Source organism: Nonomuraea sp. NPDC049625, assembly GCF_040675285.1.
Taxonomy (GTDB): domain Bacteria; phylum Actinomycetota; class Actinomycetes; order Streptosporangiales; family Streptosporangiaceae; genus Nonomuraea; species Nonomuraea angiospora_A.
This window is the reverse complement of record NZ_JBFAOQ010000019.1, coordinates 150,594-163,192: the sequence shown is the minus strand read 5'-3', so window position 1 is coordinate 163,192 and position 12,599 is coordinate 150,594. Positions and strand designations below refer to the sequence as shown.

8 protein-coding genes and 2 pseudogenes are annotated in these 12,599 nt (G+C 70.7%); 8 read left to right on the top strand and 2 right to left on the bottom strand.

Features of this window, described 5'->3' with window-relative positions:
• Positions 1-41: 41 nt before the first annotated feature.
• Together AB0J87_RS52835 and AB0J87_RS52830 are read left to right on the top strand one after the other, a co-directional pair.
• The gene (locus tag AB0J87_RS52835) at positions 42-911 is read left to right on the top strand and encodes a hypothetical protein (protein WP_363980963.1); all 870 of its coding nucleotides are present in this window, start codon (positions 42-44) and stop codon (positions 909-911) included.
• Between the two features lie 28 nt (positions 912-939).
• A pseudogene (locus AB0J87_RS52830) lies at positions 940-1,344 on the top strand (DinB family protein); the annotation flags it as partial.
• A gap of 141 nt (positions 1,345-1,485) precedes the next feature.
• Here AB0J87_RS52830 and AB0J87_RS52825 read toward each other — a convergent pair.
• A complete protein-coding gene (locus tag AB0J87_RS52825) occupies positions 1,486-2,406 on the bottom strand; it encodes a LysR family transcriptional regulator (RefSeq protein ID WP_363980960.1) in 921 nt (306 codons plus the stop codon).
• 187 nt (positions 2,407-2,593) lie between these two features.
• Here AB0J87_RS52825 and AB0J87_RS52820 point away from each other — a divergent pair, with 187 nt between their 5' ends.
• Both AB0J87_RS52820 and AB0J87_RS52815 read left to right on the top strand, forming a co-directional pair.
• Positions 2,594-3,301: an SDR family oxidoreductase gene (locus tag AB0J87_RS52820; protein WP_363980957.1), complete on the top strand. Its 708-nt coding sequence runs from the start codon at positions 2,594-2,596 to the stop codon at positions 3,299-3,301.
• Positions 3,302-3,353: 52 nt separating this feature from the next.
• Positions 3,354-4,592 (top strand): YbfB/YjiJ family MFS transporter, encoded by a 1,239-nt coding sequence (locus AB0J87_RS52815; RefSeq protein WP_363980954.1) that lies wholly within the window; start codon positions 3,354-3,356, stop codon positions 4,590-4,592.
• An 18-nt stretch (positions 4,593-4,610) separates the two neighbouring features.
• On the opposite strand, the pseudogene AB0J87_RS52810 reads toward AB0J87_RS52815, so the two are convergent.
• A pseudogene (locus AB0J87_RS52810) lies at positions 4,611-5,465 on the bottom strand (RNA polymerase sigma-70 factor); the annotation flags it as partial.
• Between the two features lie 237 nt (positions 5,466-5,702).
• On the opposite strand from AB0J87_RS52810, the gene AB0J87_RS52805 reads away from it, so the two are divergent.
• The 4 genes from AB0J87_RS52805 to AB0J87_RS52790 all read left to right on the top strand — a co-directional run bounded on the left by AB0J87_RS52805 (position 5,703) and on the right by AB0J87_RS52790 (position 12,591).
• On the top strand, positions 5,703-9,668 hold the full coding sequence (locus AB0J87_RS52805) for a metallophosphoesterase (protein WP_363980951.1): 3,966 nt from the start codon (positions 5,703-5,705) through the stop codon (positions 9,666-9,668).
• A gap of 53 nt (positions 9,669-9,721) precedes the next feature.
• A complete protein-coding gene (locus tag AB0J87_RS52800; RefSeq protein WP_363980948.1) occupies positions 9,722-10,870 on the top strand; it encodes a HupE/UreJ family protein in 1,149 nt (382 codons plus the stop codon).
• 104 nt (positions 10,871-10,974) lie between these two features.
• The gene (locus AB0J87_RS52795) at positions 10,975-11,322 is read left to right on the top strand and encodes a DUF1330 domain-containing protein (protein WP_363980945.1); all 348 of its coding nucleotides are present in this window, start codon (positions 10,975-10,977) and stop codon (positions 11,320-11,322) included.
• 75 nt (positions 11,323-11,397) lie between these two features.
• The gene (locus AB0J87_RS52790) at positions 11,398-12,591 is read left to right on the top strand and encodes an esterase-like activity of phytase family protein (protein ID WP_363980942.1); all 1,194 of its coding nucleotides are present in this window, start codon (positions 11,398-11,400) and stop codon (positions 12,589-12,591) included.
• Positions 12,592-12,599: the final 8 nt, after the last annotated feature.

Sequence of the window (12,599 nt, the reverse complement as noted above, 5' to 3'; positions counted from 1 at the left end):
GTGGGCGGCTACGTTAGGCGACCGGGGGTGATCACGAAGTCGTGCGTAGGACGATCGCGGGCCTGTGCCTGATGCTGCTCCTGGCCTCCTGCAACTGGTCCGATCGGGTCTCACCGGGCCGCTTCGAGGCACGTGCCCGGGAGGTGGTGGCGCGCTGGGACGGCTCGGCCGGCGACCGCGCCTGGCGTTCGGGTTTCGTCCTGCTCGGAGGGCTCCAGGATCGAGGCGGCTGGACCGACCCTCCCGCCTGGGTCACCCGAAGTACGGAAAACAGCGTGTGGAAGCTCGCGGCCGAGTTACCCGCGGGCCCCTTGGCCGACGCGCCTGTGCGGTGGCCGGACGGCTCGGTCTCGGAGGTCCCGCTCGTCACTGCGATCGACGCGTACGCGGAGTTCACCAGGCCCGCCGACTTCATCGAGGAGGAGTGCCCGGCCAAGGGCTGCCGCCCGCTCCGGGTGACCGGGGCCGAGCTGGGCGAGACGACGCTGGAGACCAGCCGCGGCACGATCCGGGTGCCCGCGTGGCAGTTCACCGTCAAGGGGGTCGAGTCGAAGTTCGTGTACGTGGCGGTCGCCCCCTCGGCCATCACCGCCCGGCCGCAGGCCGCGGAGGGGGAGTTCGAAGAGGTGAGCGGGTTCGACCTCGTCGCGGGCAAGCCGCACGACCTGCTCCTGGAGTACGGCTACGGCTCCTGTGACCGCGTTCACGGGGCGCGGGCGTACGAGACCGGCAAGCTCGTGGTGGTGGACGTGGACGAGGAGGGCTCCGGCGGGATCTGCGACTTGGCGCTCCACATGGACACGACCACCGTCACGCTGACGCGTCCGCTCGGCGACCGCCTCGTGCTCGACTCGGGCACGGGACTGCCCGTCGTGCGCGGGGTGACACCGGCGCTGTACGACCACGGGTAGCAGGGGCACAGCGGCGCGCCACGAACGGGTCGACGACGAATGGTCCCTCGTCGAGACGCTGCGCCACCTCGTCTTCGCCACCGACGCCTGGGCGGGCCGGGCGATCCTCGACGCGCCGGACCCGTTCCACCGGCTCGGCCTCACCCACTCCGGCTACCCGGCCGAGGACGCGGCGGCGCTCGGCATCGACCTCGACGCCCGCCCGTCGTACGCGGAGGTGGCGCAGGTGCGCGCCGGGCGGGTGGCGCTGGTGCGCGGCATCCTCGACGGCCTCACCGACGCCGGGCTCGAACGGGCCTGCACCCGCGCACCCGCGCCCGGCTACCCGGAGGAGCCGCGCACGGTCGGCGGTTGCCTGCGGGTGGTGATGGAGGAGGAGTGCGAGCACCGCCGCTACACGCTGCGCGACCTCGCGACCCTCGAAGCCCGCTGACCACGCCGACCACTCACCACGATCACCACGCTGACCACGCCGATCACGCCGATTCACGCCGACCACGCTGACCACTCACCACGATCACCACGCTGACCACGATCACCAGGCCGACCGGGTGTCACGCCGACCGGCGCCGTGTCATCCGGTGGTGTGGAACGGGTCGTCGGCCGGGAGCCAGGCCGTGTCGGCGTCCAGGCCGAGCCCGCCGACGTCCCTGGTCAGCGCCTCGACGGCGGCCCGTACGGCCTTGCGGGTCTCGTCGCGCCGGCACACCAGGGCCCAGGTCCAGTACGGCGCCGGATCGACCACCGGGCGCTGGACGAGGTCCGGCGGCACCGGCGCGGTCTGGCCCTTCGGCGAGTTGACGACGGGGCTGCGGAGCCGCCGTACGTGGTCGAAGAAGGCAGGCCCGGTGATGCCGCCGTCGTCGATGCGCACGACGCGGGCACCGGTGTCGCGGGCGAACTCCTCGGCATAGCGGTTCCAGGAGTCCCAGGTGGCGGTGTCGGAGTCCACCAGCACCGACGTGTCCTTGGCCGGGACCGCGGACGTGCCGGTGCCCGTGGAGATCGCGAAGAGCCGGTCGGCGCCGATCAGCCGGGCCTCCAGGGCGTGGGCGGCCAGGTCGTCGGCCCGCACCCAGCAGATGGCCAGGTCGATGCTGCCGTCGGCGACCCGTCCCGCCTGGGTGTGCGACGGCATGACCCACGCGTCGACGTGCAGCTGGGCGACGCCGGACACGCGGGCGGTCAGGTCGGGCGGGCGCCAGCTGACGTAGCCGAGCCGGACCGGCTCGGTGGCGGCCATGCCGGCCGCGGAGCGGCGCAACTCGTCGGCCTGCTCGAGCAGCGCCCTGACCTGGGGGAGCAGCGCCTGCCCCGAGGGGGTGAGCGCCACCGAACGGCGGTCCCGGTCGAACAGGCGTACGCCCAGGTCCCGCTCCAGGGCCTTGATCTGCTGGGAGAGCGACGGGCCGGCGATGCGCAGCCGGACCGCGGCACGGCCGAAGTGCAGCTCCTCGGCCACCGCGACGAAATATCGCAGCTGGCGTAGCTCCATCCGCCCAGGGTAGTGCGCTGGGAGGCACAGCCTCACAACAGAGAGTGAACCGGTCGTGGCGGGATCGCGCCCGACTGACGCAAGCTTGAACCATGACCGCGCGGTGCCGGTCCGCCCCGTTCGCCGGCCGGCCGCGCTGATCGAGGCCCGGGACGTATGGCCTCGATCCTTATGAGAAGAGAAACCCATGAGCACGCACAAAGTCGCGGTGATCACCGGCGCGTCCCAGGGTATCGGCTCGGGGCTGGTGGCCGCCTACCGCAAGCTCGGCTACGCGGTCGTCGCGAACTCCCGATCGATCGAGCCCTCCGACGACCCCCTGGTGCGGACCATCGCCGGTGACATCGCCGCCCCGTCCGTCGGCCGGCGCGTCATCGAACAGGCGCTGGAGGCGTACGGCCGGGTCGACACGCTGATCAACAACGCCGGTGTCTTCGTGTCCAAGCCGTTCACCGACTACACCGACGAGGACTACGAGCTGGTGACGAGGGTCAACCTGCGCGGGTTCTTCGAGATCTCCCAGCGGGCCGTCGACGTCATGCTCGCCCAGGGCGGCGGGCACGTGGTCAACATCACGACCAGCCTGGCCGACAAGGCCGACAGCCGCGTGCCGTCCGCGCTGGCGGCGCTGACCAAGGGCGGCCTCAACTCGGTCACCAAGTCGCTGGCCATCGAGTACGCCTCCCGGGGCATCCGGGTCAACGCGGTCGCGCCCGGCGTCATCCGTACGCCGATGCACCCGGCCGAGACCTACGACCTCCTCGCCGGCCTGCACCCCGTGGGCCGGATGGGCGAGATAAGCGACATCGTCGACGCGATCGTCTATCTCGAGACGGCCCCGTTCGTCACCGGCGAGATCCTGCACGTCGACGGCGGCCAGAACGCCGGTCACTGAGTCCCCCGCCACCGGGTGCGTCCGCTCCCGCCGGCCGAACGAAAGGCGAAGTTTGACCTCCGTACGAGAGCACGGCACGGACGGCGGCAAGGCGACCCGGGCGGATCGGCCCTGGCGGATCGTCGGGCAGGGCGCGGCGGCGCTCGCGGCGGGCATGGGTGTCGGCCGGTTCGCCTACACCCCGATCCTGCCGATGATGCACGCGCAGGCCGGGCTGTCCCCGCGGCTGGGGGCGGAGCTGGCCACGGCCAACTACGTCGGGTATCTCCTCGGCGCGATTGCCGCGATCGTCGCCCCTCGGATCTTCGCCTCCCGGCGGGCGCTGCGCCCGTCCCTGGCGATCCTGATCGTCACGCCGGCCCTGATGCCGGTCACGCACGCCGGCGCGCTCTGGTCGTCGCTCCGGCTGGTCGCCGGGATCGCGAGCGCGCTGATCTTCGTCATCGCCGCCGACGCCATGCTCACCGGTCTGCGCGGCCACGCGCACCACCTCGTCGGCTGGGCCTTCGGCGGCATCGGCGCGGGGATCGCCCTGTCGGGCGTCGCCGTGCTGGTCCTGCGTACCACGGGCACCTGGCAGCAGGCCTGGTGGACGGCGGCCGCGCTGACCGCCGTGCTCGCGGTCCCGGCCTGGGGCCTGCGCACCGACCCGGCATCCCCGGAGGCGCCGCCGCCCGCCCCGTCCGGTCCCCGAGCCGGGTCCGGGCTGCGCTGGTTCGGGGCGCTGCTGGCCGGCTACACCCTCGAAGGGACCGGTTACATCATCGCCGGCACGTTCCTGGTCGCCGCGATCGACCAGACCGCGCCCGGCTGGGCCGGCAGCGGCGCCTGGATCCTGGTCGGGCTCGCCGCGCTGCCCTCAACGGCCCTGTGGGCATGGCTCAGCCAGATCTGGTCCCGCCCGGCGCTGGTCCTCGCCGCCCTCGTCGTGCAGGCCGTCGGCATCGCGCTGCCCGCCCTGGCCGGCGGGATCGTCCCCGCCCTGGTCTCGGCCGTCCTGTTCGGCGCCACGTTCCTCGGCATCGCCACCCTCACCCTGGCCATCGGCTCCCACCTGCGGATCCCGCGCGCCGTCGCCATCCTCACCACCGGCTACAGCATCGGACAGATCCTCGGCCCCCTGGTCGTGACCCCGCTCCTGCACCGGGGCTACCACCCGGCGCTGCTCGTCGGCGCGGCCCTCGTCGTGCTGGCCGCCGCCGCGACCGGCGTGCTGCGCCACCGCTTCCCCCATCACCTCGGCCCGCTGCCCCGCCGCGTCCTCGCCGTCCGTCACCAGGGAAGCCCGTGAGGGCCAGGGGACGTGGGTGAGCTTGTCGGGGTTGCTGACGGTGTAGACGTCCTGGATCTGGGAGCCGTCGGGCGTCATGTCCACGACCATGACGGCGTACGGGGCGTTCTCCACGAACAGCACCGCGCAGGGATCGCCGTTGACCTGGCGGTACTGGATGTCCAGCCCGTCGAGGGGCTGGGCGGCGCGGGAGACGAGCACGCGGGAGACGTTGTCGCGGCCGCGGATGGGGCGCGCGCCGCCGGCGTTCGACTTGCCGCCGCCGTCGGCCCACAGCGTCACGTCCGGCGCCAGGAGCTCCATCAGCCCTTCCAGGTCGCCGCCGAAGGCCGCGGCCACGAACCGCTCGGTCACCTGCCGCTGGAGGCCCGGGGCGACCTGGGTACGGGGGCGGCGGGCCTGGACATGCTCGCGGGCGCGGTGGGCGAGCTGCCGCACCGCGGCGGGGTTGCGGCCGATCATGGCGGCGATCTCGGTGTGGGCGTAGGCGAAGACCTCGTGCAGGATGAACACCGCCCGCTCCAGCGGGGTGAGCGTCTCCAGCACCACCAGCAGCGCGAGCGAGAGCGTGTCGGTCCGTACGGCCTGGTCGGCGGCGTCGGGGGAGGTGACGAGAGGTTCGGGCAGCCAGGGCCCGACGTAGGTCTCGCGGCGCCGGCGCAGCGCGCTCTGGTGGGCGAGCGCCTGGTTCACCGCGACGCGTACGAGGTAGGCGCGCGGATGGCCGATCTCGTCCGGATCCTTGGACGACCACGCCAGCCAGGTCTCCTGCAGCACGTCCTCGGCGTCGGTGACGCTGCCCAGCATGTTGTAGACGATGGAGAACAGCAGTTCGCGATGGGCGGCGAACACCTGGGTGACATCGGACTTCATGGATCCCCCTCTGCGTGTGACTGCTGCTCTTAGAGCCCCTGAGAGGGCCGGCGTGTGACATCCCAATGTTCCGGTACGAGCCTATTGAGACCTATTTGTGACGGATGACCAGAATCACGCAACCGTTTATCGTCCCTTCAGCCCCTCTATGCACAACGTTCACTCGTGCGCTCCAATGTGTCCGCCCGGGAGCATGCCGCTTTATGGGCTCCTTATGCACATAAGAAGGGACTGCCAATGGCAGCACGTAAGTCACTGGGCGGTTTAGGGGGCCGGGCGCGTTTCGCCCTGGCCGCCTCGATCGCGACGCTGCTGGTGAGCAGCTTCGTCACGGCCGCGTACGCCGACCCGGGGGCGGCGGAACAGGACAAGGGCCGGCCCAGCCCCACGCCGACGACCACCGCCGTCCCGAGCCCTCCGACGCTCACCCCCGCCGGCGGCTCGTACCTGGAGGGGACGGCCAAGGTCGCGGCGGTCCCGACCGCGGCCGGTGACAGCGTCACCAAGCTCGCGGTCGACGACACCGCGCTCAACGCCACCCGTACGGTGGGCGTCTCCAAGCTCCGCTTCGACGTGGGCTCGAACTCGACGGAGGCGCAGTACCACAGCTACGTGCTCGTCAACGGCGAGTACCGCAGCGAAATCGGCAACTTCGTCAACGAGCGCGCGAGCATCGACATCCCGAACGAGCGTCTCGTCAAGGGAGAGAACACCGTCGAGATCGTCGTCGGCGCGATCCCGTCCTCGTGCGGCACGAACTACGACGACTTCGTGCTGTCCGACGTGGGCCTCGAACTCCTCGGCGAGGTCGCGGACGGCGAGGACAACCCGTACACGCTCTCCTTCGGCGACGGCAGCTGCGGCACGAACACCACGCTGCTCAAGCGGGCCACGCTCAAGTTCTTCGTCCAGGGCGACCCGCAGGGCACCACGGGCCTCGCCGCGGACCTGGACACCGCGACGCTGTCCAACGGCGAGCACACCATCACCGCCACGACCGCGGCCGGCGTGACCGTCAAGAACACCGTGACCGTGAACAACGCCCCGGCCGGGGCGCCGCGCCTGCTGCCGACGGACGGCACGCTCGTGGCGGGCACCAAGCCGGTCTTCGCGAACGTCCCGGCGAACAGCGCGGGCGGCGTCAAGTCCCTCACCGTGGACGGCGAGAAGCCCGTCACGAAGCCCACCCTGGGCAACGGCGCCGCGATGCTCAGCTTCGACGTGGGCGCGGACGGGATCGAGGACAAGTACGACAACTTCCTGCTCGTCAACGGCAAGCGCATCGACCTGGGTGGCACCTGGGCGAGCCGGCGCGTGACCATCGCGGTCCCGGCCAAGTTCCTGGTGCCCGGCGACAACACGATCAAGGTCGTCACCGGCGACGCCAAGGAGACCTGCGGCAACAACCGCGACGACTTCACGATCACGAACCTCGAGCTCACCCTCGACGGCGCCACCGTGACCGGCCAGGACCTCAAGCCGTCGTACGAGATGGGCGACGGCACCTGCGGCAGCAGCCAGACCCTCCTGCGCGAGGCCGAGCTGCGCTACAAGATCGACGCTCCGGCGGTGCCGGTCATCGAGACGCTCGGCTCGGGCCAGGCGACCTTCAGCTTCAACGTGGGCAGCAACTCGATCGAGGCGCGCTACCAGAACTTCCTGCTCGTCAACGGCCAGAAGATCGTGCTCGACGGCGACTTCGTCAGCAAGCGCGTCGACTTCACGATCCCGAACGAGTTCCTGGTGCCCGGCTGGAACACGATCGACTTCGTGGCCGGCACCTTCCCGACCTCGTGCGGCAACAACCGCGACGACTTCGCGATCTCGAACATCGCGCTCACCCCGGCGCAGGGCACGGCGACCGGACAGGTGCTGAAGACCTCGTACAGCCTGGGCGACGGCAACTGCGGCGACAACGTGAACCCGCTCACCGAGATCGACCTCGAGTTCCTGGTGGACGCCCCGGCCCGCGGCCTGCGCGCGGACCTCGACACCACCGCCATCAAGGACGGCAAGCACAAGCTCGCCGCCGAGTCGGCCACCGGCGAGGTCGCCACCCGCACCCTGATCACCGACAACTCGGCGCCGAAGGTCGCCAAGAGCGTCCCGGCCGAGGGTGAGAAGATCACCGCCTCGGTCGTGCTGGACGTCAAGCTGGAGGACGCCTCCGGCGTCGTGTCCGGGCCGGACGTCAAGCTCGACGGCCAGCCGATCGAGCTGGGCGCCCAGGTGGGCCCGGGGCTGCGCGCCGGCAAGCACACCCTCGCCGTGACCGGCGCCGACGGGCTCGGCAACACCACGACCCGCGAGGTCGTGTTCGAGTCCGCGGGCATCCCGGACGCGCCGGCCGAGCTGAGCCCGGCGCGGGGGGCCACCGACGTGTCGGACCCCGTCACGCTCTCGGCGAAGGTGGCCGAGCCCGACGGCGGCCAGGTGACGGCCACGTTCAACGAGGCGAAGATCCTCACCCCGGAGCAGGCGTACCAGGGCACGGCCCAGTCTCTCCCGACGACCCTTCGGGTGCCGGGTGAGAAGCGCGTCAAGACCGACGGGCTCGAGCCGGCCGACGGCAAGACGCTGGACGCGCCCTCCGGGCAGGACCTCGTCTACCAGCGCTACGACGTCGAGGTGCAGGGTCACGTGGACTCCCCGGTCCTGCGCTGGGAGGGCGCCATCGACCCCGAGCGCCTGGCGGGGCTGCGGGCGTGGAACACCAAGTCGAAGGCGTGGGACCTGCTGACGAGCGCCCGCGGCGCCGCCGAGGGCAAGACCGTGCTGACGGCCGTCGTCGACGACGACTACATCGACAGGCAGCAGGTCCACGTCATGGTGACGGGCGAGGACCCGTTCGCCGACGACATCGACCCCGGCGACCCGAACGGCTTCGCCGACCCCTCCTCCTACGACTTCTCGATCGTGCACTTCACCGACACCCAGTACATCTCCGAGGGCGCGGTGGAGCAGGAGACCGCCGAGGAGCGCGCGGTGTGGGAGTCGGCCTACGCCGGCATCGTCAACTGGATCAAGGACAACAAGGACCAGCGCAAGATCTCGTACGTCGCGCACACCGGCGACATCATCGAGAACAACATCCGCAAGCCCGCCGACGAGGCCACGCAGCAGCAGATCGTCGGCGAGATGGAGGTGTCCTCGAAGCAGCAGAAGGTGCTGGACGACGCGGGCATCCCGAACGGCGTGATCGCCGGCAACCACGACAACCAGTCCGGTACCGAGAACGGGCCGGAGGCGATCTACAACAAGTACTACGGTCCCGGCCGGTACCAGGGCGCGTCGCAGGGCTGGCAGCACGCCAAGTACGGCGGGCCGTGGAAGGAAGGCGACAACCAGAACCACTACGACCTGTTCTCCGCGGGCGGGCTCGACTTCGTCGTGGTCGGCCTGTCGTACGGCGTGACGAGGGAGGAGGCCGAGTGGGCCGACTCCGTCTTCAAGAAGTTCCCCAACCGCAACGGCATCCTGCTCTCGCACGACTACCTCGTGCCGAGCACCAACCCGGACGGCCGTGGCGCAGGCTTCTCGGCTCCCGACGGCTCGATGCTGTACAAGACGGTGGTCGAGAAGAACGCCAACGTCTTCCTCATCCTCGCCGGTCACGAGCACGGCGTGGGCACCAACGTGAAGCCGAAGGTGGGCCAGGTCGGCAACGGCGTCGTCGAGCTCCTGGCGGACTACCAGTTCTACACGGTCTCGGCCGACCGGCTCGGGCTGACCGCGATCGGCGGCTACAACCCGCAGGACCAGCTCCAGTTCGGCGCGAGCTTCTTCCGCATGCTGCAGTTCAACGTCAAGCGGTCGGAGCTGAGCGTGGACACCTACTCCCCGCTGCTCAACGAGTTCGGCGCCAACGAGTACGACCCGTTGCGCCGCTACAACGGGCTCGAGGACAACATGGTGCTGCCGGTCGACCTCACCTCCCGTACGACGACCTTCCAGACCGACTCGCTGGCGATCTACAAGCCCACGCGGGTCATCGGTAAGAGCACGGTCACCTCGGGCCAGGTCGCCTCGGTGACGTGGAAGCGACTCAAGGACGACACGGCCTACGCCTGGTTCGTCACCGCGCGCTCCACCGGCGGCGGCGTGACCGCCTCCGAGCCGAGCGTCTTCGTCACCAAGGACGAGCACGGCCGCCCCGGCACGTGGGGACCGGACTCGCCCATGTACCACTGGTTCAACCGCTAACCCAATCCCGCCGCCCCCGGACCCCGGTCCGGGGGCGGCCCTTCATCCCCTGCATGGAGAGACGAAACATGCGCCGCATGCGCTGGTTGCCCGCCGTCGTCCTCGCCCTGGTCCTCGGCGGTGTGCTGGCCGACCTGGCGCGTCCCGCCCCGGCGGCGGCGCATGACGCGACCACGACCGCCCACGCCGAGGTGACCGGCTCGGGCCTGAACGTCAAGGCCGTGCTCGACCTCGAGTACGACCTCCTCATGAAGTCGGCCTGGCTCTACGCCGAGGCCTACGACGCGAAGGAGCGGACCGAGCAGCTCCGCCAGCTCAAGATCAACCGCGATGCCGTGACCGACTATGTCACGCGCCGCTTCGCCGTGGCGTACGCCGGCAAGCCCTGCACGCCTGCCCAGGTCGGCGACGCGGACATCCGCGTGCGCGGCAAGGCGGCCTTCGCCGTGCTCACCTATGCCTTCGCCTGCCAGGGCGGGAGCGGGGGGACGCACGAGATCTCCAGCGCGCTGTTCCCCGACGCCGAGAGCTTCGTCCACAGCACGAAGACGATGGTCCGCTACGAGCTCGACGGCGAGACGGGTTCGGCCGTCCTGGAGGCCACGGCGCCGACGGTGAAGGTCGGCGAGCACCAGGCGTCGAGCCAGATAGGGGAGTTCTTCGTGCTCGGCGCCGAGCACCTGCTGTTCGGCCTCGACCACGTCTTCTTCCTGCTGGCCCTGGTCATCGGGGCCCGCCGCCTGCGCGACGTCGTCGTCACGGCCTCCGCCTTCACCGTCGCCCACAGCATCACGTTCCTGCTGGCGGCGATGGGGGTCGTGGACGTTCCGGGAGCGATCGTCGAGCCGGTCATCGCGGTGTCGATCATCGTCGTGGCGGTCGCCAACCTCCTGGGCCGCGACGAGGACAAGCTGGGCAGATGGCGGCTGCCGATCGTCCTCGCCTTCGGCCTGATCCACGGGCTGGGCTTCGCGGGCGCGCTCGACATCAAGGAGAGCGGGTCCTGGGGGTTGCTCCTGTCGCTCCTGAGCTTCAACCTCGGCATCGAGGTGACGCAGCTCGTGCTCATCGCCGTGCTCTTCCCCCTGCTGGTGCTGCTGCGCCGCACGTCCGCGGCCCGCTGGGCGGTGGCCGCGATCTCGGTCCCCATCGTGGCAGTCAGCCTGTACTGGTTCTTCGACCGCATCCCGCTGCCGCTCTGACGGTTCCGCCTACCTATGAGGTAATCGACGCCCTTACGTGCACCCCGGCAGGATGGTTCCCATGAGGCCGCCGGGGCGGCGGCCCGCTGACGAAGGAGCAAGCCATGAGCGCGTACGCCCTCGCCCACCTGCGTCCTGTTGCGGAGCCGCACGAGGAGGTGTTCCAGTACATGGAGCGCATCCAGGCCACCCTGGATCCGTTCGGCGGCAGGTTCGTGGTGCACGGGGCGCCGGTGGAGGTGCGTGAGGGAGAGTGGCCCGGCGGGCTGGTGATCATCGAGTTCCCGTCGATCGAGCAGGCCCGCGAGTGGTACGACTCGCCTGCCTACCAGGAGATCCTGCACCTGCGTGCCGACCACATCCCCGGTGACCTGGTGCTGGTGGACGGCGCGGAGCCGGACCACGACTCGGCGGCGATGGCGGCCGCGATGCGGGCCGCGGCGAACCGCTGAGGTCCCGCCAAAGGTGAACGCGGCATGCACGTTTTGTTAGGAAACGCGTCATTTGCACCCTCTACCGTGCCGGGCATGAAACGCATCTCCCTGGCGGTAGGCGCCGCCGCGCTGGCCGTGGGCATCGCCGCGACCGGCCCCGCGTCCTACGCCACCGCTGCCGCCACGCCGGACGGCGCGGCCCGGGCCACGCTGACCGGGTTCGCCTCGCTCCCCGCGCAGACCTTCGTGCCCGGCAGCGAGCCGTCCGGCTCCCAAATCGGTACGGCTCCGATCAACGGGGTGACCCCGCCCTTCTCCGGCCAGCCGGTCCAGGGGTTCAGCGGCATCGTCCGGCGCGGCGACGGCACGTTCGACGTGCTGTCCGACAACGGGTACGGGAACAAGGCCAACAGCGCCGACTTCCTCCTGCGCGTCCACCGCATCAAGCCGGACTTCCGCGCGGGCACCGTGAACGTGCTCGGCGGGTTCAACCTGTCCGACCCGCAGGGCCGGGTGTCCTGGCCGCTGACCAGGGCCGACCGCAAGCTCACCGGCGCCGACTTCGACGTGGAGTCGATCGTGCGGGCCGATGACGGCACGTACTGGATCGGCGACGAGTTCGGCCCGTTCCTGCTGCACTTCTCCGCGCGGGGCACCCTGCTGGAGGCGCCGATCGAGCTGCCGGGCGTCAAGGCGCCCGAGAACCCCACGCTGAACGGCGCGACCCCCAGCCTGGCCGGCAGCAAGGGCTTCGAGGGCATGGCCCGCTCCGCGGACGGGCGGTGGCTGTATCCGCTGCTGGAGGGCACGGTCAACGGTGACCCGGCGGGCACGCTGCGGATGAACGAGTTCGACGTGCGCAAGCGCGCCTACACCGGCAAGCGGTGGACGTACCGGCTGGACAGCCCCGCCAACGCGATCGGCGACGCCATCGCGGTGGACCAGCACCGCTTCCTGATCATCGAGCGGGACAACAACCAGGGCGACGCGGCCGCGCTCAAGCGCGTCTACCTGGCCGACAGCCGCGACCGCGACCACGACGGCGCCATGGACAAGACCCTGGCCGCCGACCTGCTGGACCTGGCCAACCCCAAGGGGCTCGGCGGGTTCGGCGAGACGTTCCGCTTCCCGTTCCAGACCATCGAGGACGTCGTCATCCTGGACGACCGTACGCTCGGCATCCTCAACGACAACAACTTCCCGTTCTCGTCGGGACGCACGCCGGGCCAGCCGGACAACGACGAGTTCATCACCGTGCGCCTGCCCTGGCGCCTGCACGCCCGCTGACGGGCGAG